The organism is Algoriphagus locisalis (genome assembly GCF_900116615.1).
Classification (GTDB): Bacteria; Bacteroidota; Bacteroidia; order Cytophagales; family Cyclobacteriaceae; genus Algoriphagus; species Algoriphagus locisalis.
On record NZ_FPBF01000006.1, the window covers coordinates 376543 to 402142 of the forward strand.

Here is a 25600-nt window from a genome sequence, read left to right on the forward strand (position 1 = left end):
ATAAGCTTTTTAATAAAGGGAAAGGAAACAGCTTGCAAGGCCATTTCCTTTCCCTCTTTATTAGTATAAAATATTGCTGTACACATTAATCAAAATTTGTTCATGAAAAGAACATTCTACTTCTTCCTGGCAATCTTCATTCTGTCTAGTGCAGGATTTGCCCAAGCTCAAAATGGAACCATACGTGGGACCATTTTTGAAGAATCTACCGGAGAGCCACTATACGGCGTTTCGGTTTTAGTTAAAGAACTTTCCACAGGAGCTGTCACTGACTTTGATGGCAAATTTGAAATCCAGGCTGCACCTGGAACTTACACCCTTCAGGTTTCATACATTTCTTACAGCTCCATTGAATTGACTTCCGTGATAGTCACTGCTGGTGAGGTCAATGTATTGAACGATATCCTAATGAAGGATCAGGAATCTGAATTGGAGACTGTAACCGTACAGGCGTCAGCCATTCGTACGACAGAATCAGCCTTGATGTCAGTCAAAAAGAATTCTCCAAATGTAATGGATGGCATTACAGCAAGTACTTTTCGCCAAGTCGGTGATGGAGATGCTGCATCTGCAGTGAAGCGTGTAACAGGTGTTTCCATAGAAGGAGGGAAATATGTTTATGTCCGCGGACTGGGTGATCGATATACGAAGACTATTTTGAATGGAATGGATGTGCCTGGGTTGGATCCGGATCGAAATGCCCTTCAAATGGATATTTTTCCAACTAATGTGATTGATAATATTATCATATCTAAATCATTTACTGCTGAGCTCCCTGCAGATTTTACAGGGGGAGTAGTGGATATTGAGACCAAAGATTTTCCTGAAGAGAAAACCGCTAAGTTAAGTATCTCAGGAGGAATCAATCCTTCCATGCACTTTAATGATCAGTACCTTTCTTATGAAGGTGGTAAAACTGATTGGCTGGGTTTTGATGATGGCACCAGAGATATTCCTACTGGTGGGCGTACAGATATTCCTCAATTCGGGGATGTAGTTGGTAACCCAAATAGTCCAGAGGGGCAAGAGTTCCAATCCACACTTCGTGGATTCAATAAAACCTTGGGCGGAATTAGAAATAGTAGCATGATGGATTATGGGATAGGGTTTTCATTGGGAAATCAGATCGCAAAATCAAAAGTAACTTGGGGCTATAATTTGGCTTTTACTTATAAGAACGAAACAGAATATTACAAAGACGCTGAGTTTAATCTTTATGCTAAGCCAGCTGATCCAAGTATCAATGAGCTTGAGCCGCTAGAAGAGCAAAAAGGTGATTATGGCGTTAATAGCGTCCTTTTGGGAGGATTGGCTGGGATAGCCATGAAGACGGACGCTTCCAAATTCAAGCTTAATTTCCTTCACTTACAGAACGGAGAATCAAAAGCAGGGGACTTCATGTTTGTCAATACCAATTTGGGTGCTGTCTTTGAGGCAAGACAATATAACTTAGAATACAGCGAAAGAGCTTTGACGAGTGTTCTGCTTTCAGGTACTCACTATTTAAAGGGTAGAATTTGGGAGGTAAACTGGAAACTTGCCCCGACCCTTTCAAAGATTAATGATCCAGATATTCGATTTACTAGATTTAGAACCCCAAACAATATCATAGGTACAGAAGTAGGACTTCCTATGAGAATATGGAGGACGCTTGATGAAACCAATCTCGTGGGTAAACTCGATCTAAACCGCCAAACCAACCTATTTAGAAGAGACGGAAAGATTAAATTCGGAGGCAATTACGTGTATAAAGAAAGGGATTTCAATATCCAAAGCTTTCAATTCACTCCAGGTAATGTCACATTTACGGGCGACCCGAATGCTGTTTTGAATGAAGAAAACCTCTTTGATGCGGAAAATAGAAATGGGTTAAGACACAATCCTGATTTTATTCCAAACAATCCGAATGCGTACCAGTCCAATCTGACAAATATCGGCGCATATGGATCTGCAGAATTGAACCCAGCTGAAAAACTTAAGGCAGTGGTAGGTTTGAGAATGGAGAAATTCACGCAGTATTATACCGGGACTAATGCAAATGCTACCATTGTGTTGGATAACGATAAGGTATTGGATGATTTGGATTTCTTCCCTACGCTGAACTTAATCTATTCCTTGAAGGAAAATCAAAATCTAAGATTATCAGCGACCAGAACAATCGCCAGACCTTCTTTCAAGGAACTATCCTATGCTGAAATCCTTGATCCTATTACCGGTAGATCGTTTGTCGGAGGCCTATTCCCGGAGACGACCAATGGAGGAACGGAAGTGTTGTGGGATGGAAATTTGATAGCGACCCGAATCAACAACTTTGATTTGAGATGGGAGCTTTTCCAAGAAAGAGGACAAATGTACTCCGTGAGCGCATTCTATAAGACGTTTAATAGTCCAATCGAAATGGTTCAATTCCTATCAGATCCGGGTTCTTTCCAGCCAAGAAACGTAGGTGATGGAACCGTATTGGGTGTGGAGTTTGAATTCAGAAAATCACTTGAACTTATTTCTCCTAAGTTGGAGAACTTTACTTGGACTTTCAATGCTACAATTACAGAGTCTTCCATTCAGATGTCTGATACTGAACTTCGTTCCCGTCAATTAACAGCCCGAGAAGGCCAAACAATTGACAATACACGGGAAATGGCTGGTCAGGCTCCATACATTATCAACACTGGAGTTTCTTACAACAACTTCCTAAATGGGTGGGAAGCTGGCTTGTTCTACAACGTTCAAGGACCAACGCTTAATTTGGTAGGATTTGGAAATAGAACGGACACATTCACTGTTCCTTTCAATTCTCTTAATTTCAATTTGAATAAATCCTTTGGAGCCGATGAGCGAATTCAGGCAAACTTCGGAGTAGATAATATTCTGAATTCCAAAAGACAAATCGTCTATAGGTCTTTTGAAGCTCAAGATCAATTCTTTACCAACTTGGCACCGGGTACCGAAATTAAATTTGGATTTACCTACGCATTTTAAAGTATGACCCCAGAAAATGGGGAAAGCTGTCTCAAAAGCTAGATTAAAAGGCTTGAGAATTAAAAAGTAGGTGTTTAATATGGATCTATTTAGTATAAAAAGAGGCTGTTTCATAGGAAGGTACAGCCTCTTTTTTATGTCAATTTCGCTATGATTTCTGAAGAAACTGGAAATTATGTAGAAGATCAACGGCTTCAACATAGTTGAAATCCTCAAAAGCATAACTTCAAAACACTGCAGAGGAAACTTTAGCATAGCTGATGGTTACCTTGTGGAAGGTTGCAAGGGGCTCTGCTCAGATAAGGCGTGAACCGTCAATTTAATTCCTTCGTGGAATGCCCAAAGCCCGTCGTTCTTGATAAGATGAAATTTGGATATATTGTCAAAGGTAAAGGATGAAATAGCAGTTGTAACATCTCTTCAAAGTTAAAATGAACGGAAATATTCTTTTGAGAATAATGGTTCAGGACTTTAGAAGAAATGGAATCAGGAAATTTATCTCTGAAGAAAAATGAAAAACTTCAAAAGACTATCTTTCATCTTCGCTTTAGCAATAATAGCATTTGCGAGCTGCGTTGATAGCAACGGCAAGCCAGAAAATCCTATTATAATAGATGGTGATGGCATCTTGGTAAATACAAATATCACTAGAAATACCATTTGGGAGACCGGGAAAACCTATGTTTTAGATAGAAGAATTACAGTCACCGCAGGGAATACACTAACTATTCAGCCAGGGGTAATCGTAAAGGGAGCTGCTGGTTCTGGCTCTGATGCCAGCGCCTTAGTCATAGCTAGAGGTGCCAAAATTGATGCCCGAGGAACCTCTACTTCTCCTATTATTTTCACTTCTGTGGCCGACGAAATTGTAGCTGGGGAAATAGCATCTCCAAACCTAAATCCAGAACTCTCTGGCCTATGGGGTGGTGTGATCGTGCTTGGTAAAGCTAAAGTTTCCTTAGCTGGCGATTTTATTGAATCCCAGATAGAAGGTATCCCGCCATCTGATACAAATGGACTTTACGGAGGAATTGATGATGCTGATAACTCAGGTATCCTAACGTATGTTTCTATCCGTCATGGTGGTGCTAATATCGGTGAGGGCAATGAAATAAATGGACTTACTTTAGGAGCTGTTGGATCTGGTACGGTGATTCAAAATGTAGAAATCATCGGTAATCAAGACGATGGCATTGAGTGGTTTGGTGGTTCTGTAAACGTTTCAAACGTAATAATTTGGAATCCAGGTGATGATGGTTTGGATACAGATCAAGCTTGGTCCGGTACTTTGGATAACTTCATTGTCATTGCTGGAAATGAAACAGATCATGCTTTAGAAATTGACGGTCCAGAAGGCTTTTATAGTGCCAGTCATACCTTAATAAACGGCACCATCAAAGCTAATCAAACCGCAGGGCTGGGAGATTTTAGGGATGGGGCAAAAGGTTCTTTTGAAAATATTTATTTTTTTAATTTGAGTGAACCATCCGAAAATGAAGGAGTTGGTGACTTTACTTTAAGTGGAAATAAAACCTTAGCGACTTTTGCTGATGGAGAATTGAAATTTGCAAATCTTCAAGTAACACTTAACGAAGATGTGGAGCTGTCTCAGGTATTTAAAAATGGAACTGACGCTTATGCCAAAATCGTGGCTGATGGTGAAAACACCGTTGGTGCAAACAAGGATGCTTTCGCTAGCACTTGGTCTTGGGCTATCTCTGGACTATGAGTAGGTCATGGTTCAGTGGTTTCTAGGTATAGAAATGATTTTAGTTTATTACTTTTCCAGATTTGTTGTATTAATTGATCGATTCGATCATTGATTAAAATACAAAGTCTGCTTATGTCAATTTGGAAATGATTTCAATTGCTTCCGGAAATTGCTGAATAAGATCATCGACTGCAAATAATTCAAAATCCGCAAAATCAAAACCTGGAGATACAACACAGGAAACTAGTGCATAGCTGTTTGGCTCATCGACAGAGCTGCCAAAAATTGTGTTGGCCTTCACTAAGTGTTGGGGAGCTGATTCATTGTTAGGTGAGGGATATCCAAGTGAAAGCTTTTGATGGCCATGCTCCCTTAAAACATGGACTGTCAAATTGCTTCCTTCGTGGAAAAACCAAAGCTCGTCACTCTTAATTCTATGGAATTTGGAAACATTGTCCGAAGTGAGCAGGAAATATATAGCAGTAGTCAGATTTCTATTTCCCGGATCAGTTTCAATGCTAATTTCAGATCGATAAGTCTCCGAATAGAATCCTCCTTCTGGATGTGGTGTGAGCTGTAACTTTTCTACTAAAAAGGCTATTCTTTGTTCAACCTCCATATCAGTTTGCTGGATATGAATCAATTAATATATCCACAATACGCGCTGACGTTTTTCCATCCCAAAGTGGGATTCCCTGGTATTGTTTCCATTCTCCTTTCATGATTTTTTCTAAGTATGGCTTCAGCTTAGCTGGATCAGTTCCGACCAACTCGTTGGTGCCAAGGTGTATCGTTTCGGCACGTTCTGTATTATCCCGAAGCGTAATACACGGCACATTCATGACTGAGGCTTCCTCGGTAATTCCTCCGGAGTCGGTGATAACGCCTTTGGCATTTTTCACCAAATAGTTGAATTCCAAGTATCCCAAAGGATCACACAGATGAAGGTTAGGGGCATCGATTCCTATTGCCTGCAGGTTTTTGGCAGTACGCGGATGAACCGGGAATAGGATAGGAAGACCCTTCGTTCCTTCCAATATCGCGTCGATCATTGCTTTGAGTTTATGCTCCTGATCCACATTGGCGGGACGATGCATGGTCATCACAAAGTATTCTCCGGCAACGAGATTTTCGAATATTTCTCCTTCGGGTTTTTGGAACCTTGGCATTTGAGCCATTAAGGTATCGATCATGGTATTGCCGACATAGTGGATTTTTTCCTCTGCAAAACCACCTTTTCTTAGATTAGAATTGGCAATCTCAGAAGTGGTGAAAAAATGGTCAGTGATACTATCCGTCACCATTCTATTGATCTCTTCTGGCATAGTCAAATCTCCTGAGCGAATTCCACCTTCTACATGAGCTACGTCAATTTGAAGTTTTTTGGCAGCAATAGAGCAGGCTAAGGTACTCGTGACATCACCTACAACCAGTACCAGATCTGGACGGTTCTCCAGGAGTTCTTTTTCAAATGCGACCATGATAGCCGCGGTTTGTTCTGCCTGCGTTCCACCTCCCCCGCCTAGATTTGCATGGGGTTCAGGGATGTTAAGTTGCTCAAAAAAGTCGCCAGACATCTTTTTATCGTAATGCTGCCCGGTGTGAACCAGTCGGAAATTGACGTCAATGCCTTCCTGCTGCTTTTTGATAAACTGGTGGATGATGGGTGCGATTTTCATGAAATTGGGTCGCGCACCTGCGACTATGGTAAAAGTAGCCATTGCTTAGATTTATTTTCGACCCAAAAATAGCAAATCCTTTTGGAGGCATTAGTTAAAAATAGCGTTCTTTTAGTAAGTCTGTTTTGGCTCCTTTTTTGTTTCTTTGTGCCATTATATTTTCTTAACTAATTGAATTTGATGGATTATAATAACTGGTCAAAAGGAGTAAAAACCTTTCTTCTGCTTGTGACCTTAGTATCCTTTTTCTCGTGCACCGAAACGCTGGAGTCAGAGCAAGTGGCCTATTTCAATGATTTTTCCGATTTGGATTTGGCAGGCTTTGAGAATGGTAGGCTTGAGATCTTCGAAAATGATACCGTAGTAGGATATTACCACAATGAGGAGGTGGCACTTACTGTGTCAAGCTTGCCGGGTCATAATTTGCTTAAAGTGACCATTGAGATATTGGTACATGATACATGGGATGGTAATACTTCAGATGGAGTAGGTGGTCCAGATCAGTGGTTTTTTGGAGTGGATAGTGAAGAGATTTTCAGAACTACCTTTTCCAATACCCCTTGTGAATCCACGTATTGTCTCTATCAGTCTTTTCCTGATGTTTTTCCCAAAACAAACCGGCCTAAAACGGGTGCTATTCAGACTAACCTTCCTGGACTTTGCTTATTTGGCTCTGCTCCCAATTACACCTCTAGATATAGCATCTCTAAAATTATTGAGCATAGTAAGTCAAGCGCAAGAATTTATATGAATACAGAGTTGACGGCAGCGAATTCTCCCGACCCCAAGTGTGACGAGTCTTGGTCTCTTGCCAGCATACAAGTAGAAGCCCTTACCTTGAATTGAGCATGATGAAGACAAGGAAATTTTTGAATAGCTGTTTTGGAGCGTCGTTGTTGGTCCTACTATTGAGTCATTATTCATTAGCACAGACTGTTCCGGTGGGGACACCCGTGCTGGATGACTACCTGAGACGAGCTCAATTGCTCGGTGATGTAGATTCTGCCTCATCTTTTATGATCAGGCCTCTTTATCCGGTTTCTGCTTTCGGCATGAAGTATGGTTTTGATCTGGATAGTTCTGTTGTTGATATGGATCAATCAACGGTCCATACGGTTTTTGGCAAGGATAAGCAGGGTAAGTTTTTGATGATGCCTGCGGTAGTGAAATTACAATATAATTCTACCTATGCTTTCGGGGTCAATGATGGTGCTTTTATTCCCAATCGTGGGCTACAGTCCATACTAAGCCCAGGAGCGTATTTGGAATATGGAGGACTAAGTGTGCAGTTCCAGCCGGAATTATTGATGGCTCAAAACCAGGATTACCTAGGTTTTCCAATTGAGCATGACCCTACCATTTTATTCTATTATGATTATATGAATCGGATAGACATGCCAGAGCGATTTGGTACTGGCTCATATATTCAAGGGTATTTGGGACAATCCAGTATCAGGTATAATTTCAAGGAATATTCCATAGGAGTTTCATCAGAAAACTTATGGTGGGGACCAGGAAGAAGAAATTCACTTTTACTTGGAAATAATGCGCCAGGCTTTGTTCACCTTACAGCGAATACCCGTAAGCCAGTCAAAACAGTGATCGGTTCTTTTGAGGGGCAATTGATAGGAGGATTTTTGAAATCCTCAGGCTACCTTCCCCCTTGGCCAGATTTCAGAGTACAGGAAAATAATGTACTTGTCCCCAAACCTGCGGATAGTAAGCGCTTTTTATCAGGGTTAGTCCTGACTTATCAGCCTAAATGGGTGCCTGGATTATTTTTGGGGTATGGATCTACCAGCCAAATGTATCGAAGTGATATCTCAGGTTTGGGTGATATTATTCCGATTTTTAACGGGAGAAAAAAAGCTCAGAACATTGCAGATCCTATTCAGGAAAAAAGGCAACAGTTTAGTTCCGGCTATTTCAGATGGCTAAGTCCGGAAGGTCACTTTGAATTCTTTGGAGAATATGGCACCAGGGATAATGACCGCACACTAAGTGATTTCATGATCACACCAGAGTCTGGTAGAGCATTTACTTTTGGCTTCTCACACTTGATGAGTCTAAAAAAACCAGGCCATTATTTCCAGATAAGTTCTGAAATGACTCAGACTGGACAAACTATCAGAGAGGATATTAGAGCCCTGCAAACTTGGTACATCCATGATCATGTGGTAGATGGTTATACGCACAATGGTCAAGTACTAGGAGTCGGTAATGGCCCGGCTAGTAATGTGATCTTTGTGGAAATGGCTTGGGTCAATAAAATGAATAGAATTGGCTTCCAAATGGAGCGAATTGTCTATAACAATGACTTTTATTATTACCGGTTTGAAGCATCTAAGGACTGGAGAAACAAATATGTTGATCTGGTGCCTTCCCTTATTGGAGATTGGAAATTCGGAAATGTTTTGTTAAATGCCCGCCTGCAATACGTGAATACCTTGAATTATAAATGGTATCTGGAAAACGTTCCAGATCAGTATTTTGTGCCAGGCTATGACAGGAAGAACTTTGTGGGTCAGGTAGGATTTGCCTATATATTTCAATAGAAGTAAGAATTCAAAAGCAATATGAAAGTAGAAAAGAATAAAGTGGTAGCCGTATGCTATGATTTGAAAGTGGATGATGGCGAGACTGGGATGGTCCCTTACGAGTCTGTACCAGAGGATAAGCCTTTTTACTTCTTATTTAATGCGGGAGAGGTGTTTCCAAAATTTGAGGATGCCTTGCTAGGGAAGTCGGCTGGAGACACGTTCACCGCAGATTTGGGCTTTGATGATGCCTATGGGGATTACATGGAAGAGAAAAGGACCATTATTCCCAAAGCTAATTTTAAAGAGAAGGGAAAAGTCAATAAGAACCTTCTTCGTATTGGAAACGTGATTCCAATGCAAGACAATAACGGCGGACAGATCAGAGGTGAGATTACCAAGATTGACTATAAAGGCGTGCATATGGATTTCAATCCGCCACTTGCTGGGTATGATTTATCTTTCGCGGGTAAAATCATCTCTGTAAGGGACGCACTTCCCGAGGAACTTGAGCATGGGCACGCACATGGCCCAGATGGTCACCATCATCACTAAGTTTATCAAATGCCCTGTTCCAAGAATAGGGCATTTGTCGTATAGGGAGAATCATCCATCGAGGATATTTTTGAAGTAACGTTTGATCTTGATTTATGACAAAGGAGGTTATTATCGATTTGATTAAAAAAGCTTCGTTGATTGGGTTCTTTATCGCGTTTATGGCTTGAGTATTACCAAAAATCTGGAGTAAGTTTTTTCAATGGGCTGTTTGGACAACAGGGGTGATTGATCCAGCAGATTATGGCCTCCGCTAGGAGGTCATTTTTTTTAGTTAGAAGCCAGAAGGCTTGCTTGTTCTTCAGCTAAAGCTTTCAGCCCCTCGATTCGTTCGGAATTATAAAGCTGCAGCGCTTTATGCAACTGTGCAGAAGCCTTGTCAAAGCTTTGCTCATTGAAGTGGGAGATCGCATCATTGTAATATTGCAACCCTGCCAATTGCGTTAGGTTGACTTTTCTGAAAATAGCATTGTCCGAGAGATCTATTTTCGGTGCTCCCAGCCGCTGGTTAAGTGACTTTAATGCCACAGATTCATCTGCTTTGTACCCTTCCAAATAGCTTACAACTTCAGAGGCAGCTGTGATCATCCCTCCAATCGGCAGGGTGCTTTCCAAGATGATTTCGTTTCCTTCATGATTAACCACGATAAAAACATGATAGTCTGTTTCTACCACTTTATAATGAAAGCCATAGCGGTCTAATAGAAGCGCCAAGGCAGCGGATGCGCTGACGCAATCGTATTTTCCGACTATCATCATATCATTAAATGTGGAGTGTTGCTCGTAGGTTTTGAACAGCTGCTGATGGGATTTTTCGAAGATATTGCGAAGAACATTCAGATGCGTCCCTTTTTTCTTGAATTTCTTATCCAGTATAGCTACCAGGTCATCCCATTTGTCATCAGACAGGGAACCCTCGGCTTCTACAGCCCTAAAAAGTAAGTACGGGTTTTGTTGACCGGCTTCCCAAAGTTCTTTTTCCGAACTACTATCAAAGTTTAATCCCTCGGATATTCCAATAGCCTCCTGCGCCAAGGCAAGGAAGCCAAGTGCTGAGATTAGAATATACGTGAGGAAGACTTTTTTCACCTTGAATGAAGCTAATGTTACCTTATAACGACGAATGTTACGTAAAGTTAACAATTTGGTAACATTAAAACATGTAGTAATCCAAAACTTAACATTGGGGAAATATTATCGATTGATTTTCTCCATCAGCTGCCGAAATGAAGCAGTACTTTTGAAGGTTACGGCTAGAATTCTTGATGGAAGTAGCAGGGTTGACTTAGGTTAGCATTGATAGGGTGCGATACTGGACCTATACTAGACTCAGGCCTATTCGTGATGATAAGGCTCATTTCTAAGGATTGTAAATCCTCGGTAAAGCTGTTCGATAAAAAATGGACGGATCATCTGATGCGAAAAAGTCATCTTTGAAATGGATAATTTTCCGTTGGCACGGGCATAAACTGCGTCTGAAAAACCATAAGGCCCTCCTATTACAAAGATCAATTGCTTCAATCCCGCATTCATCTTCTTTTGAATAAATTGAGAAAAATCCATTGAGCTATAACTTTTACCCCGTTCATCAAGCAAAATCAAGTCGTCAGCAGGGATGATTTTTTTCAAAATCAGTTCACCCTCTTTTTCTTTCTGCAACACTTCAGAAAGCGACTTAGTGTTCTTTAGGTCTGGGATGACTTCAAATTCAAACTTGATGTAAAAATTAAGGCGCTTGTTGTACTCTTCTATCAGAGAATTAATTGCTGAATGATCCGTCTTACCTATCGCTATCAGTTTGATTTGCATTACCAAATATCTAAAATTTCTAACTATTATCTCAACTAAAAAAGTTGGCAAATGCCTCCTCTTAGTACTAATAGCCAGTTTTATATTTTTTTTATAGCTGTGATTATAAATCTGAAAAACAATTACTTAGCCTCTTTGTTGTAAGTGTATAAACACACTAAACACAAAAATTTAACACCAATGAAAAAATTAGGAACAGTAATGATGCTGATGATGCTCGTAGTTGCATCATCCTTTACATCAAAAACAAATGCAGTCCATGAGACTAAAATTGAAGCGGATATTGTTGATTTGGCGATTTCCCAGGACTTCTTATCTACATTAGTTGCCGCAGTCAAAGCTGGCGATTTAGTAGATGTTTTGAAAGGAGATGGTCCATTTACAGTTTTTGCACCGACAAATGATGCTTTTGCAAAACTTCCAGCAGGGACGGTTGAAAACTTGCTAAAGCCGGAGAATAAGGCTCAATTAGTAAAAATCCTTACGTATCATGTGGTACCAGGTAAAGTTATGTCGAAAGACCTATCAAACGGACAGATGGCAAAAACAGTACAAGGAAGTTCTGTGAAAGTAACCATCATGGATGGAAAAGTAATGATCGATAAAGCCAATGTGACTGAGGCTGATATAGAAGCTGACAATGGCGTGGTTCACGTGATTGATTCAGTTATTATGCCTTCAATGTAATTGCGATTTTGCTCTTAAACCTTAAAAGCCTGTCCAATTGGATGGGCTTTTTTGTGGAATACGGACTCTAAGGAATATATACTCTCGTGTTAGTAACCAGGTCTTATTAAAGTCACCTCGAATTAGCTCGGAATGCAACCTCATGTATCACTCCGCTATTTTTCTTCGTCAAGGTAGAAATCCACAACTATGAAAAAGCTACTAGCTCTTCTTGTGATCTTTATTTCCTGCTTTCAACTTTTGTCCTGTGTGGAAAATGATGATCTCCCACTAGCTGATTCAAAGGTGTTGATAGATTCAGATGCCTATCTTTCAGCTTCCGCTGATGGGGTTGTGATTAATTCATTAGATATCAAAGGTGACCTTTTGATCGTAAATTTTAGCGCAAGTGGATGTAATGGGGAAAGCTGGGAGGTGAAATTAATTGACTCTGGAGCATTAATGTATTCTAATCCCCCTCAACGAAAATTGATTTTGTCCCTTAAAAATGAAGAAGTCTGTGCAGCTTATATAACCAAAGAACTGGTTTTTGATATTTCGGAACTGAAGGTACAAGGGGGTAGGGTTTGGCTTAATGTCACTAATTCTGATCAAGTAATCCTCTATACCTTTTGAACAGAAACGGAAAAAGCCTCCCAATTTGAGAGGCTTTTTCTATAGATTGGGTAAGACTTATTTAATTAGCTCCTTGCGCTTCAGGATAGTTTCCATAAATTTTCGCTCATTCTCAGAGTTGAAAATTCGGAATGGAAGATGGATAAACTGAGCCTTGGACATGTAGAGTACATAGGCGTCTTTTCTCACTTCTGCATTTTTAATCATGTTCCACTGTACAGGCATACCTTGTTTCGTATTGATTTTCATCAGAATTTGACGGCTGTCGATCTCATAGGCCATTTTATCAAAAATCACTTTGTTTTGCTCCATCTGCGTCACTCCGGTAAACTGAATCGCCCAGAATAGTACATAAAGGCCATATGCGATCAATGCGCCAATGATCCACCAAATCGATGGTATCCAGAAATATCCGCACATGATTACTAGTGCTATTGGAATAACCCACCATTGCTCCTTCAATACATTGACCAAAGCCATTTTGATGTAGGTGCCAGTTGGGAGTTGATATTTTTTTGTTTTTACGATCATCACTTTTCTTTTTCAGAGCGCAAATATCCACCTATCCAAGGGAATTAGCAAGTGAGATTAAATCATAAAAAACTTCTTTCTCACAAACAATTCGGCATTAGCTTTGATTTAATTCTTCTATTCAATTATCTTATCTCAAACTTTTGGCGATGAGTAGTCTTGTAATCGATTTGGTTCTTTTTGGTTTGGCGTATGTCATCTTGATATACCTGATGGCCACTATGACTAAAAATTCCATAAAAAAGAAGGGCAGCGGGGAAGATGATGGAGATGGAGGGATAGAGGACTTTACGCCGCCAAAAATAGATTTGCCTCCTGGAGTACAGTGGCCAAGTGATTCCCCTAAATCAAGGCGTCCCGAACCTGTCGAATATTAATGACATTTGACGCAAACGCCCTGCACCAAAAGATTCATTTCTTTCTTTTTAAAGCCTTTGGGTAGTTTGATGTTTGGAAGGGTGATTGATTCCAAACAGGTAGTTTCCCCACAGATTTCGCATTTGAAATGGACGTGCTCGTGATTGTGCACCTCTTCTTCATGTGAGCATAGCGCATACTTTGTAGCTCCGCTATCGTCCAAAACTTTATGCACTACATCTTTATCCACAAAAGTTTTTAGCGTTCGGTAAATCGTAACCCGGTCAAATTGGCTGTCCAAGGAATCCTCTAAGTCAGAATGAGCTAGTGCGACTTGCTTATCCAGAAATTCACGGATAATTTCTTGACGACAGTCTGTAATCCGCAGCTTATGACTTTGAAGTATTGAAAGTGGTGATGACATATTCATGTGTTTGAAACAAAACTAATCAAAAATTGATTTCAAGTGGTGAATATCCCGCAAAGGCACTAAAGAGCAAAGTTTTTTGGAAAAAGAGCCAAATCGGTAATTATTGGGAAACAAATTTCAATTTTTCGGAGGAGCTGAAAGCTAATCCTTTGTGGTATAGACTTATATGATTTTTTAATATGTATATCCGCTTTTCTACCAGTAAGAAGGTAATAGCAGAATAGGATATTTTAAACTTAAGAATTGAGGCCACTTCAGCCTGTCCCGCCAATGCGGGAGTCTTCGGTCATCGGTCTTCCGGCCGGTTGAGCAGAGAAATATTGGTTACTGGCATCATTTCGTATATCCATATTTTTTAATAAAATAATTGCACCTCTGCGCCTTTGCGGGATAATGGATTTGTGAGAGACCTTTAAAAACAAAAAATGGGCACCAAAACTGGCACCCATTTGAACTTTGTGTTTTCAATCTCTTATTTAGGATCAAGAATAGTTGTTACTCTTTCAAGCGCATCTTCCAAGTGAAGCTTAGACATTCTGTCTGAAGTTCTGGCGATCGCTGATCTGATATCTCTCTGTAAGATTTTCAATTCTCCTCTAGCCATTGGTCTAATATCCGACTGTGAGGCATTGATCTGAGGGCCTACATACCTTCTGAATGAAGCTGGGATCGTTGGTCCATCAGTTGTCATCAGATACTCCATGCGCTCGATATAAGCTCTCTGTAGCGCTCTTCTATGCACGTCGATTGTCTTACCGGACGGAAGTTCTGACCAGATACCTTTTCTCAAGTCATCAAATAACTCCGTGATCTTGTAAGCTTCATCGCCATTCAGGGCTTCGTTTTCGATCACTCGACCAAGTCTTCCTAGGTCAAGGACAGAGTTCAACGTGCCAGCCTGCACACCACGGATTCTTTCCAATGCTCCGAAATCTTCTGTTCTAGCGAAGATATCATCTTGCATCATCCATTCTGGAGTAGTGAAAAGTTCTTTATTTAAGAATGCAACGGCTGACTTCTGAAGGTCTTTTGAGGTATGGGTATAGATCGGCAGATCTTGGCCTACGGCTCTGTAAACCTCAGCCACACCACCAATGTTGGTTCTCACGTGCCCCATGTATCTGTTGAATTGAGTGATCACCTGACCGTACATTTCGCCCAAATCCTCAAAGTCTTTATAAGGTTTGTTTGGCTCAGAAGTCCATTCCATCAAGTTTGGCATGATACGCTTCAAGTTAGCGATACCGTACTCAGAAGCCTTCATAGAATTATCACCCAAATCTTCGCTTTGTGCAGTTGGGTCATAGCTGTTGCCCTGACGTCCATATCGGTAGATCGGGTCGCCTTGTTTTTCTAAAATCCACTTATCCAATGTCTCTAACTCATCTTCCGGTGTAGCAGCATCTGGAATCGGTCTGTAGCCCCAAGCCACGGCATATTTGTCATAAGGGCCTACGTTTGGCATCAAGCTGACACCTTCATCACCTGGCTGTGCGATGTAGTTAAATCTCGCGTAATCCATGATAGATGGAGCGGTTCCCATTTCTTTTGTGAAGGCTGCATCTCGTAGCTTTTCTACTGGGTAGGCATGAGAAGAGGCAAAGTTGTGAGGAAGACCAAGCGTATGTCCTACTTCGTGAGAAGAAACAAACTGTACCAAGCGACCCATTACTTCATCTTTGAACTGTACGCTCTGAGCTTCAGGATTGATAGCAGCAGTTTGGATGAAGAACCAGTTTCTCAATAGGTTCATTACGTTGTGATACCATCCGATATCGGACTCTAAGATTTCACCTGATCTAGGATCTGATACGTGAGGGCCGTATGCATTCTGGATATCAGAAGCAAAGTATCTGATTACAGAATAGCGCGCATCTTCTGGGCTCCAATCTGGATCTTCTTCTTTAGTAGGTGCTAGTTTAGCTACAATTGCATTTTTGAAACCAGCCGCTTCAAATGCTACTTGCCAGTCATTCACTCCAGCGATCAAGTATGGAATCCACTGCTTAGGTGTTGCTGGATCGATATAGTAAACAATCTGCTTCTTAGGCTCTACTAATTCACCTGCTTTGAATTTCTCCATATCCTCTTCCTTCACTTCCAGTCTCCATCTGTCAAGGAAAGTACGGCTTTCTGCCTTTTGAGCATCAGCTCCGTAGTCCACGATAGAGCGACTGAACCAGCCTACACGCTGATCAGCCAGTCTCTGCTTCATTGGCTCTTTAGGAAGTAGAAGCATGGAGGAATTCATCTCCAAAGTAATGGATCCGGTAGAGCTGTTTGATGGAGGATCATTTGCAAGATAAGTCATTACATACCTCGCCTCGATGTTAATCGGATAGGTGTGGATATGCTGAATGTAAGATCTGTCAGTATCTAATCGGGATACTTTGTACTGCGTACGCTCTCCTTTAGGAAGGCCTAGCGCCTGCACATCTTTTGCCCATAAATCTGTTGCTTCAATTACGATTCCTGTTGAATCAGTAGCTAGGGATTTAATAGCAAATTTCTGCAATAGTGGTTCTAGGTTGGAGTTTTTCACTGCCAAGGCAATTGGCAGCGAATCTGCCGCATAGTTGTTGACAGAGACAACCTTTAGATGGATATCGTTGTTGTACTTTTCCCAACGAAGCATCAGTGTATTGGTACGCTCCCCGCCATAGCCTATTCCATCGGCAGTTTTGGCAATGGTAGTGACCATTAGCATGTCTCTTCCTAGTAGGGAATCAGGGATTTCGTAGTAGTATTTGTCCTCAATCTGGTGAACTTTGAAGAGGCCGTCTTTAGATTTTGCCTTAGCAGTGATTACATCCTTGTAAGGTTTTGGATCTGAATCATTACCTTTTGGTTTGGCTGGAGTAGTTGGGGCAGCAGTTTCCTTCTTGGCATCCTTTTTCTTCTTTCTCTGAGCAAAAGTATCCGTAGAATAAAACATAACTCCCATTACACCTACCACAAGAGTTAATCTCCTAAGTAATTTGGGTATGGTATTTCTCATAGTTATTATTTGGTTAAGTATTTTCTAAACCGTGAATTTCCTGAAAGGATCTGTAAGGAATGGTCATTTTTGATGAACGGTATATATATAAAGTTAAAGGTGGTTAAGTGAAGGAAAAGCGAACAATAGTCGTGATAGGAGGAGGTCTGGCGGGACTTGTATCTTCCTATTTGTTAGCCAGCAAGGGGCTAGAGGTCATATTGATTGAAAAGAAGACCTATCCTTTCCACCGGGTTTGCGGAGAGTACCTTTCCAATGAAGTGATTGATTTTTTGATAAGGGAAAAGCTCATGCCTACCGAATTTGAACTTCCCAGGATTAATACTTTTCTATATTCAGACACTTCTGGCAAAAGTGTTTCCACACCATTGGATTTGGGAGGTTTCGGGATTAGTAGGTATGTGCTTGATGATTTTCTATTTCAAAAGGTCTTAGAGAAAGGTGGAAAAGTAAAAACTGGTGTGCAGGTGGAATCTGTGCAATTTGACGAAAACGAAAATCAGTTTATACTCGACTTAGCTGGAGGAGAGTCTTTGGTGGCCGATTATGTAATTGGAGCCTTCGGCAAAAGATCCAAACTGGATAAAGCCTTAAAGCGGAGTTTTATCGAAAAAAGAAGTTCCTATATCGGAGTGAAATATCATATAAAATCCGATTTCGATAGAAACTCTGTAGCCCTGTACAATTTTGAAGGAGGCTATTGCGGCGTTAATGCCATAGAAGATGAAAAGTCAAACTTATGCTATCTCGGAAATCGCGAGCATCTCCGGCAGTATGGATCCATCGCTGCAATGGAGCGGGAAATATTATGGAAAAACCCTGCGCTAAAGTACTTTTTCACAGAAAGTGAGTTTCTCTTTGACAAACCGGAAGTGATCAACGAGATCAATTTTGAGCGAAAAAAACCTGTGGAAAACCATATCCTGATGGCAGGGGATTCGGCTGGATTGATCACCCCGCTTTGCGGGAATGGTATGGCAATGGCGATTCATGCTGGAAAGTTGGCAGCCGAAGCGATTTTGGAAGGAGAAGATAGGAGGGAGATTGAGCGTAAGTACAAGACTTCATGGAAAACCCAATTTGAGAGCAGGCTTTGGCTAGGTCGTCAAGTACAAAATCTATTTGGCACTCATCAGGCTTCGATTTTTACCAGAAAACTAATTCAACATGTTCCTTTCGTTGCAAAGCAGCTTATCAAAAACACCCACGGAAAGCCATTTTAATAACCCAATGCCTGAAGGATTTGTGTGTTCTCCAGAAAATAGTAAATGAAAAAGGCATTGAGGGCAATTGCGGAGAAATAGTTCATGCCCATTGCCCAATTGTAATTCGCGTATTTTGTTGCGTTTAGCCGGATAAAACTAAACCAAGTCAAAAAATACAACATGATCGGAGCCATGGCAGCGAGGTATATCCAGAGGATTTGGGTTTGGTTTCGATCAAGGAAAAACCAGGCAAATGCTGCTCCTGTGACCATAAAAGCCAGTGCTGAAAAGAGAAAGGTACCTTTGATTCCAAGTACTAAACTTAAGGTACGATCTCCTCTTCTACTATCTTCCCTGTGCTGATACACTTGGGTAAGGGGGTAGTTTCCCCAAAGCATAAAACTTGTCAAGAGTCCTGGAATCATCACATGAGGCTTGATCAAGACATCCCAGCTCAACGCACTCAAGCCGGCGTAAACCATTGCGAAAGTGAAATATCCTTGGAATAGTCCGGCAATGAACCAACTCAGCCATGGGTATTTTTTGATACGGATGGAAGGATGCGAATAGGCCATGCTCACCAATCCATAAATAAGTAGCATAGCAGCAAAGCTGAAGTTAATCGTCGCTCCAATGCCAATTGCAATCAAGAAAAAAACTTGAGAAAGCCAATAGAGATCTTTGGTGACTTTTGGCGGGTTCTTTATGCCGCCAATGCTTTCTTCATCCTTATCAAAGTAGCTGTTGTATCCATTGCTAGACGGATATAAAAACAAGTGAACCGCCAGAAAAACCCACAGGATTCTGGAGTCATTGTGGTTAGGGGTCAGAGCAAGCGCAAAAAAATACACGGGCATCAGAAAAAGTGAAAACGGAATGCGCAGATGCTTAAGGCTAGAAAGAGTAATCATATCGTAAATAAGGTTGGGACTATAACTTTTCAGCGTGGTGATGGTTACAATCCATTCAGCCAATTTAGATATATTCAAGTAACTTAATCGATTCAACTATCCATGGGAAGAAATATTTCGGCATCCTTTTAGAATTCAGCTACAGACTGAAATGAACATTTAATTCATGAGATCGCATTCTTCGAATCCAACTTTCCTCCTATGAAAACTAGTCTTGTAAGTATCGGTGTGGCAAATCCGGGCAAACCTATTGAACAGTCGGTAATTGCTAGTTTTATGCAGAGAGCACATCAACTGGATGAGTTGGAAGCTAGAAAGTTGAGTTTTCTGTATCGAAAATCAGGTATTTCCAGTCGATACAGCGTGTTGACTGATTTTGAGAAAGCTGATCCTGCCGACTATACTTTCTTTCCAAAAACTAAAAACTTTGAGCCTTTTCCCGGTACCAAAGCCCGAATGGAAGTTTTTCGTCACACCGCGCCTCAGCTCTGTGAAGAGGCAGTAACCAACTGCCTTTCCAAAACCAAAGTCCAAGCTTCAGAGATCACCCACTTGATTTTGGTGTCTTGTACAGGAATGATGGCTCCGGGCGTGGAGTTAGACTTGATGAAACGAATGAAATTGGACGATTCTGTAGAGCGTTATTGTGTGCATTTTATGGGATGCTATGCTGCTTTTACCGGGTTGAAACTGGCAGATAAACTAGTGAGGGCTGAGCCTGAAGCCAAGGTCATGCTGGTGTCTGTGGAGCTTTGTACGCTACATTTTCAGAAGGAATATGTAGAGGATAATATATTGGCTAATTCACTTTTTGGGGATGGAGCAGCTGCTGCTCTGGTAATGAATTCTGACTCAGGATTGAAGATTAAATCTTACCTGAGTCAGGTCCTTCGGGAAGGTGAAGAAGATATGGCCTGGGGGATCGGAGATTTTGGTTTTGAAATGCGTCTGAGTAAATACGTTCCGACTTTGTTGGATCAGGGTATTAGCCAGCTGAAGGAGAAATTTGAAGAGAAATTTAAGTTTTCCACTGTGGATAACTTTGCAATACACCCTGGCGGAAAGCAAATTCTTCAGAAAGTTCAGGAGGCATTTGGTTTGCCTGTATCGGTGAATGCACATGCCATGAAGGTGTTGAATGAATTTGGAAATATGTCTTCGGCTACCATACTTTTTGTGTTGGAGCGAATGATGGATGATGCTGAAATTCAGGGAGATATACTTTCCATGGGTTTCGGGCCTGGACTGACTTTGGAAACGTTACTTTTAGAAAAGTGATGGGAAAATTTGCGCAGCGTAGTACTGAAAAAGAACTGATGGATGACCTCAATTGCTCAGGAGAGGAACTAGAGCAAACTTTGCGCGAGCTAAAAACCATCAATCGCTGGCTGGGTGGAAACGATGTGACCACATCTGGCTTGGCTCAGATTTTTGAAAGATATCCACAGGATTCCTACACCGTTGCAGACATTGGCTGTGGAGGAGGAGATATGATCCGCGTGATGGATGATTGGGCAAAAAGTTTAAAAAAAGACATTAACTTTACAGGAATCGATGCCAATAGGAACATTATAGACCTAGCAAAGGTTAGATTAGCAGACTTACCCAAAGTTGCCTGGAAAGTTCAAAACGTTTTTGATTCCGAATTTTCCGAAGACAAAGTAGATATCTCTACTTGCACGCTCTTTACACATCATTTTACAGACAGCGAATTAGTTGGACTTTTGAAGTCGCTGCAAGCCAAATCCCGCTTGGGGATTGTGATCAATGATCTTCACAGACATTGGTTTGCTTATGGCAGTATCAAATTTCTCACGCGACTTTTCAGTAAATCGCCCATGGTGCGCCATGACGCTTGCTTGTCTGTGCTTAGGAGTTTTTCCAGAAGTGACTGGGAACGAATTTTAAACAGAGCCGGCATAGTTGATTTTTCAATTTCTTGGAATTGGGCTTTTCGCTGGCAAGTGAATGTTATATTTTAGTAATTCATCAACCAAAAAGTAAGTAAAAATGGAAGAATTAGGAATTTCCCAAGAGACAATGGATGGGCTTTATGCCGATGGAATTAGCCTTGCAGTAGAGGTTGTGCTAAGGCTGGTAGCTGCGTTAGTTGTCTATTTAATTGGCCGATATATTGTCAAAAGAGTTCTCAACTTCATCAAACATTCGCTTGAGAAAAGAGAAGATTCTCCATCCTTGAATGATTTCCTTTTTGGATTTGCCAAAGTGATGCTCTTCGCAGCCCTGTTTATCTCGGTCGCAGTTACCTTAGGAATCGACGCAACCTCATTTTTAGCTGTGTTTGGTGCTGCAGGTTTGGCTATTGGTCTGGCCTTGCAGGGTTCCTTATCCAATTTCGCAGGTGGGATTTTGATTCTTGCCTTCAAACCTTTCAAAGTAGGGCATGTCATCGTGGCTCAAGGCCATACTGGAGTAGTAAATAGAGTTCAGGTACTTTACACGCATCTGATGACCTTTGATAATCAAGAGGTGATCATACCTAATGGAACCTTGGCTAATAATGATATTGTCAATATGAGTACACAAGAGACCAGAAGGGCAGAACTGAAGGTGGGAGTTGCTTATGGAACCAATATCAAGCAGGCTAAAGAAATCATTTTGAATATTTTTGAAAATGATCCAAGAGCGTTGAAAGATCCCGCTCCTTTTGTTGCATTAAATAATTTTGGCGACAGTTCACTTGATATAGTAGTAAGAGTTTGGGCGAAATCAGCCGAAATGTGGCCTATGTATTTTGATGGAATGGAAGCAATCAACACAGAGTTTGAAAAGCATGGAATCGAAATTCCTTTCCCTCAGCGTGTGGTGCATCAGATCAAAGAAAAAGCAGCTGAAGAGGGAGCTGATTCTTAAGAAAATCAACATTAAAGCAAAAAGGCGGTCAAATTTGATCGCCTTTTTGCTTGTTAGAACTTTTTCATGACCTCATCCAAAGATTTTCTTTGGATGTCCGGCACGTAGGTTTCTGCTTTGGGATACCCCACCGGAATCAATAAATAGGGCTTTTCATTGAAAGGCCTATCTAGTATTTCACTTAGAAAATTCATCGGACTCGGAGTGTGCGTGACTGCGACCAGCCCTGCCTGATGTATGGCAGCTATCAAAAACCCACAAGCAATCCCCACGGATTCGTTTACATAGTAGTGTTGTACTTTTTCACCATTTTCCATTCCATAAGACTGTTTGAAAACGATGATTAAATAAGGAGCATCTTCCAGAAATGGTTTTTCCCAATTAGTCCCCAAGGGTTTCAAATCCGACTTCCATTGTTCTGGCATTCTAGTAGAGTAACTGATTTTTTCCCCCTCTTCGGCGGCAACTCTGATTTTCTTCTTAATCACAGGGTCTGAAATCAGGCAAAATGTCCAAGGTTGTTTGTGTGCTCCAGATGGAGCAGTGCTTGCTGTTTTGATGATGTTTTCCAAAACCTCCAGTGGGACAGACCTCGTATCAAATTCCCGCACTGTCCTCCTTTGATCCAAATCTTGATAGAACTCTGCCGAGCGCAGGATCATTTCTTCATGGCTACGCTGAGGCCTTTCGTATCGTATATGTTCAAAACCTTCTACTAATTTCTTTTCCATAAAAAAACGACTACCTCGAAAGATAGCCGTTTTGAATTTATTTTGCGTAAGCTGGATTAATCAAAGGTCACCGGTAAGGATCCATTTGGATAAAAGATCGTGGCTTCCTTGTCGCAAGAACCGTTGCCATAATCCACAGATGCCTCAATGTCTCTGAATTGGAACCTCAAGATTCCTGAAATTGGAAGTTTTACTCCAGATTCAAGACAGCTTTTCGTGTAGATGAGTGGCTCTATGACCAAGGAAGTGTAGGAAAATCCTTCTCTGCTTGTACCAGTGGCAGTACCAGTAATAGAAGCTTCGTATTCACCTTGAGTTCCAAGTTTGATCTCGCGCAGCTGATCACTGGCGATCGTGACAAAGCTGTCATCAGGCCAAGTTACTTTGCCATTTTCGATGGTTACTGCTAGACTGATGGAATTCGAAGCTAGTTCAAAACCTTTATTTGTAATCGTTCTGATTCCTTCGACTTTATAGCCATTCACTTCATAGTTTTCAAAAGTAGTTGTAATCTCAGCTCCGGTCAGCAGTAGATTGCCTGTATAGGTGAAATTGATGATCCCTTTTCTGGTAGTCCCACTACTAGAAGTACATCCATCTCCAAAATCGACCTTGATAGTCTTGGCACTTTCGTCTATAGTCACGACTGCACCATCACAAATATTCCCTGCTGGAATATCTACTGATGTTCTGGCACTAAGGCCAGAGTTGCTAAGTACGGTAAGCGTAAGATTGTCTAAATCTTCAAACGCCATGTTGACTTCAGCATCTTCTTCTACCACAGATAAATCAGGGACAGGAGGTGCATCGTTCATGTTGTCGCAACTGGAGATTAGCATGACTCCCATAATCATGGCTAATAGAGAGGGGTAAGATGTAATTTTCATTGGGGTGTTTTTTTGGTAAAGTATAGCTATTTGTTAGATGATTTTGAATTCGTTTTGCCCTGCTTTTTGGTTTTACCTCTTGCACAGCCAATATTCTGAGTTAGCTGAATGTCGTCAGGAAGTATCCCCATACCTTGAGACAGGTCCCAATCTTCAGCTTCAGTTTCTTTTTCAGAGGATTTTTTCCTTTTACTATTGTCCATAGGCATAGTGGGTATAATGTTAAACGAAAAAGACACGCTTAAAACATGAATAGTGGCAAGGATTGAGCCAAATTGATTAGTTAGCTTGATTCAATTCCTATCTTTGGGCATGAAAGGATTTGATTTTGAAAATTCCGGGCTCTCAGAGAAGTTAGGCACGGTAAAAAGTAAAGCGGGAACTTTGTCCTTTTTACGCTTACTTGCTTTTTTCGCAATGGGCGGTTTCTTTGTTTTGTCTGTAGCCGAAAGTCCGATTTGGTTTTTGTTTTTCGGCGCTTCTGTGGCTGCTTTTATTTCTTTAATTAGAAATTACAACGATCAGAAAGACCAAGAGGCTATTTATATGGGGCTCCAGCAGATGAACCTACAGCAGGAGCTGAGAATCTCTCGAAAGCTCAAAGACCTGGATTCGGGCTCGGAATTTCAGGAAAAGGCGCATCCTTTTTCCAATGATTTAGATCTTTTCGGTGATCATTCACTTTTTCAATTGCTAAACCACACGGTTTCAGTGGATGGCAAAAATGCGTTGGCCGAGGCTATGAAATCTGCCTTTGATTTGGAAAAAGCAGCGACTTTGCGGAAAGCTTCTGCAGAGTTATCCACAAAACCTAGCTTTATACAAGCGATGGAAAGCATAGGAAAAGCGTTCTACTCAGCCGAAAAGTCAAATTCTGGATGGGTAAGTTGGCTGAACCAAGAAGATAAAATCACAATTGTCATCTCTATTTTTGCTTTCATCGGACCTCTTGGAGGGTTAGCCCTTGCTATATTGGCTTATGTAGGAATTATACCTGGTGCAGTTTTAGGTATTTGGATAATACTAGGGATGATATTTCTGGGGATGGTATTCAAGCCCTTGAAAAAAGCTGCTGATTCTATACCGAGTAGAAACCAGCTTAAGACCTACCGGTATTGGTTGGCAGTATTAGAAAAGCAGAAGTTTGATGCTTCATTATTGAAGGAAAAGCAAGCCCCATTTCTGACCAAGGAGGTTAAAGCTTCTACACTTTTTGATCAATTAGACAGCCTTGGATTATGGATTCAGAATAGAATCAATATACTTTACATTCCATTGAATTTACTTTTCTGGACTGATCTTTATCTATACCTCAGGTTGGTTTCCTGGAAGAAGAAGCATGGAAACCTGGTTGCTAATTTCCCAGCACACTTAGTCGAGTGGGAGGTTTTGGTTTCTCTTGGAGCTTTTGAGAATGAAGTTGGAGGAAAAGGAAAAGTTATAGAAGTGGAGAAAGGATTGATTGCTAAGGAGGTTTCCCATCCATTATTGGTACCTGGAGTAGCAGTTCCCAATACCTTTCTAATAAACGATAAGCAGCGGGTAATTTTACTTACCGGTGCAAATATGAGTGGAAAAACCACCTTCATGCGAACGCTAGGGACCAATTGTGTGTTGGTCAATCTGGGCTTGAGTCCTTTTGCGCAAGAGTTTGGTTTCTCGGGATTTCAACTCTACACGAGTATGCGTAATTCGGATAACCTGGGCGAAAGCGTAAGTTCCTTTTATGCAGAACTCAGTCGCATCAAAAAGTTGATCGATAGGATAGAGTTAGGAGAGCAAATCTTCTTTCTCTTGGATGAAATACTGAAAGGAACCAACACGGAAGATAGAATTGCCGGATCTGAAGCTTTGATTAGACAAGTGGAGCGTACGAATGCATTTGGTGTGATCAGCACACATGATATCGAACTCTCAGAATTGGAAGATAGAATTGAATCGGTATCCAATTTCAGTTTTCATTCAGAAATCCACGATCAGAATATTGACTTTGATTACAAAATTAAACGGGGAGCATGCCCGAGTTTCAATGCACATAAACTCATGGAATTGATGGGGATTCGTTTTCAAACGGAAAAATAACCTCCCTTTACTGAGATTATAT

24 protein-coding genes are annotated in these 25600 nt (G+C 41.1%); 13 read left to right on the forward strand and 11 right to left on the reverse strand.

What is annotated here, in order from left to right; translation table 11 throughout:
* The first annotated feature begins 102 nt into the window (after positions 1-102).
* Together BM386_RS17675 and BM386_RS17680 are read left to right on the forward strand one after the other, a co-directional pair.
* Positions 103-2979: a TonB-dependent receptor gene (locus BM386_RS17675; protein WP_091696685.1), complete on the forward strand. Its 2877-nt coding sequence runs from the start codon at positions 103-105 to the stop codon at positions 2977-2979.
* Between the two features lie 511 nt (positions 2980-3490).
* Complete coding sequence (locus BM386_RS17680) at positions 3491-4708, forward strand: hypothetical protein (RefSeq protein ID WP_091696686.1); 1218 nt, start codon at positions 3491-3493, stop codon at positions 4706-4708.
* 112 nt (positions 4709-4820) lie between these two features.
* Here the strand turns inward: BM386_RS17680 and BM386_RS17685 are convergent, their stop codons facing one another.
* Together BM386_RS17685 and wecB are read right to left on the reverse strand one after the other, a co-directional pair.
* Positions 4821-5309, reverse strand: coding sequence for a cupin domain-containing protein (locus BM386_RS17685; RefSeq protein ID WP_091696688.1), 489 nt, complete (start codon positions 5307-5309; stop codon positions 4821-4823).
* A 1-nt stretch (position 5310) separates the two neighbouring features.
* Entirely contained in the window at positions 5311-6411 is a 1101-nt protein-coding gene (gene wecB / locus BM386_RS17690; RefSeq protein WP_091696690.1) for a non-hydrolyzing UDP-N-acetylglucosamine 2-epimerase, read from the reverse strand.
* Between the two features lie 138 nt (positions 6412-6549).
* Between wecB and BM386_RS17695 the strand changes: the two genes are divergently transcribed.
* Genes BM386_RS17695 through BM386_RS17705 form a run of 3 tightly spaced genes read left to right on the forward strand, consistent with a single transcriptional unit; the run spans position 6550 to position 9461 of the window.
* Positions 6550-7215, forward strand: coding sequence for a hypothetical protein (locus BM386_RS17695; protein ID WP_091696691.1), 666 nt, complete (start codon positions 6550-6552; stop codon positions 7213-7215).
* A gap of 5 nt (positions 7216-7220) precedes the next feature.
* On the forward strand, positions 7221-8924 hold the full coding sequence (locus BM386_RS17700; RefSeq protein WP_139235942.1) for a capsule assembly Wzi family protein: 1704 nt from the start codon (positions 7221-7223) through the stop codon (positions 8922-8924).
* Between the two features lie 21 nt (positions 8925-8945).
* Complete coding sequence (locus BM386_RS17705; protein ID WP_091696694.1) at positions 8946-9461, forward strand: FKBP-type peptidyl-prolyl cis-trans isomerase; 516 nt, start codon at positions 8946-8948, stop codon at positions 9459-9461.
* Between the two features lie 270 nt (positions 9462-9731).
* Here BM386_RS17705 and BM386_RS17710 read toward each other — a convergent pair whose 3' ends face one another.
* Positions 9732-10550: a hypothetical protein gene (locus BM386_RS17710; RefSeq protein WP_091696696.1), complete on the reverse strand. Its 819-nt coding sequence runs from the start codon at positions 10548-10550 to the stop codon at positions 9732-9734.
* 246 nt (positions 10551-10796) lie between these two features.
* Positions 10797-11270, reverse strand: coding sequence for a 23S rRNA (pseudouridine(1915)-N(3))-methyltransferase RlmH (rlmH, locus tag BM386_RS17715; RefSeq protein WP_091696698.1), 474 nt, complete (start codon positions 11268-11270; stop codon positions 10797-10799).
* 180 nt (positions 11271-11450) lie between these two features.
* On the opposite strand from rlmH, the gene BM386_RS17720 reads away from it, so the two are divergent.
* Complete coding sequence (locus tag BM386_RS17720) at positions 11451-11957, forward strand: fasciclin domain-containing protein (RefSeq protein ID WP_091696699.1); 507 nt, start codon at positions 11451-11453, stop codon at positions 11955-11957.
* 189 nt (positions 11958-12146) lie between these two features.
* Entirely contained in the window at positions 12147-12572 is a 426-nt protein-coding gene (locus BM386_RS17725) for a hypothetical protein (RefSeq protein ID WP_091696701.1), read from the forward strand.
* Positions 12573-12629: 57 nt separating this feature from the next.
* Here BM386_RS17725 and BM386_RS17730 read toward each other — a convergent pair whose 3' ends face one another.
* Positions 12630-13103 (reverse strand): YcxB family protein, encoded by a 474-nt coding sequence (locus BM386_RS17730; RefSeq protein WP_091696702.1) that lies wholly within the window; start codon positions 13101-13103, stop codon positions 12630-12632.
* A 149-nt stretch (positions 13104-13252) separates the two neighbouring features.
* On the opposite strand from BM386_RS17730, the gene BM386_RS17735 reads away from it, so the two are divergent.
* A complete protein-coding gene (locus tag BM386_RS17735; RefSeq protein ID WP_091696704.1) occupies positions 13253-13480 on the forward strand; it encodes a hypothetical protein in 228 nt (75 codons plus the stop codon).
* Here the strand turns inward: BM386_RS17735 and BM386_RS17740 are convergent.
* Together BM386_RS17740 and BM386_RS17745 are read right to left on the reverse strand one after the other, a co-directional pair.
* On the reverse strand, positions 13477-13884 hold the full coding sequence (locus BM386_RS17740) for a Fur family transcriptional regulator (protein ID WP_091696705.1): 408 nt from the start codon (positions 13882-13884) through the stop codon (positions 13477-13479). The genes BM386_RS17735 and BM386_RS17740 overlap by 4 nt on opposite strands.
* A 478-nt stretch (positions 13885-14362) precedes the next feature.
* The gene (locus tag BM386_RS17745; RefSeq protein WP_091696706.1) at positions 14363-16888 is read right to left on the reverse strand and encodes a zinc-dependent metalloprotease; all 2526 of its coding nucleotides are present in this window, start codon (positions 16886-16888) and stop codon (positions 14363-14365) included.
* Between the two features lie 107 nt (positions 16889-16995).
* Between BM386_RS17745 and BM386_RS17750 the strand changes: the two genes are divergently transcribed.
* Positions 16996-18111, forward strand: a complete 1116-nt coding sequence (locus BM386_RS17750) for an NAD(P)/FAD-dependent oxidoreductase (RefSeq protein ID WP_091696708.1) — start codon at positions 16996-16998, stop codon at positions 18109-18111.
* Here the strand turns inward: BM386_RS17750 and BM386_RS17755 are convergent.
* Complete coding sequence (locus tag BM386_RS17755) at positions 18108-19082, reverse strand: UbiA family prenyltransferase (protein WP_342029148.1); 975 nt, start codon at positions 19080-19082, stop codon at positions 18108-18110. The genes BM386_RS17750 and BM386_RS17755 overlap by 4 nt on opposite strands.
* A gap of 123 nt (positions 19083-19205) precedes the next feature.
* On the opposite strand from BM386_RS17755, the gene BM386_RS17760 reads away from it, so the two are divergent.
* The 3 genes from BM386_RS17760 to BM386_RS17770 are packed head-to-tail and all read left to right on the forward strand — an operon-like array spanning position 19206 to position 21878.
* The gene (locus tag BM386_RS17760) at positions 19206-20282 is read left to right on the forward strand and encodes a type III polyketide synthase (protein WP_091696711.1); all 1077 of its coding nucleotides are present in this window, start codon (positions 19206-19208) and stop codon (positions 20280-20282) included.
* Positions 20282-20986, forward strand: coding sequence for a methyltransferase domain-containing protein (locus tag BM386_RS17765; protein WP_091696713.1), 705 nt, complete (start codon positions 20282-20284; stop codon positions 20984-20986). Before BM386_RS17760 ends, BM386_RS17765 begins: the two co-directional genes overlap by 1 nt.
* A gap of 28 nt (positions 20987-21014) precedes the next feature.
* Entirely contained in the window at positions 21015-21878 is an 864-nt protein-coding gene (locus tag BM386_RS17770) for a mechanosensitive ion channel family protein (RefSeq protein ID WP_091696714.1), read from the forward strand.
* Positions 21879-21931: 53 nt separating this feature from the next.
* Here BM386_RS17770 and BM386_RS17775 read toward each other — a convergent pair whose 3' ends face one another.
* Genes BM386_RS17775 through BM386_RS23715 form a run of 3 tightly spaced genes read right to left on the reverse strand, consistent with a single transcriptional unit; the run spans position 21932 to position 23699 of the window.
* Entirely contained in the window at positions 21932-22609 is a 678-nt protein-coding gene (locus tag BM386_RS17775) for a nitroreductase family protein (protein ID WP_091696716.1), read from the reverse strand.
* A gap of 56 nt (positions 22610-22665) precedes the next feature.
* Positions 22666-23496 (reverse strand): hypothetical protein, encoded by an 831-nt coding sequence (locus BM386_RS17780; RefSeq protein WP_091696717.1) that lies wholly within the window; start codon positions 23494-23496, stop codon positions 22666-22668.
* A gap of 26 nt (positions 23497-23522) precedes the next feature.
* A complete protein-coding gene (locus tag BM386_RS23715) occupies positions 23523-23699 on the reverse strand; it encodes a hypothetical protein (RefSeq protein WP_170857122.1) in 177 nt (58 codons plus the stop codon).
* A gap of 85 nt (positions 23700-23784) precedes the next feature.
* Here BM386_RS23715 and BM386_RS17790 point away from each other — a divergent pair, with 85 nt between their 5' ends.
* Entirely contained in the window at positions 23785-25578 is a 1794-nt protein-coding gene (locus BM386_RS17790) for a MutS-related protein (RefSeq protein ID WP_244545558.1), read from the forward strand.
* Positions 25579-25600 lie beyond the last annotated feature (22 nt).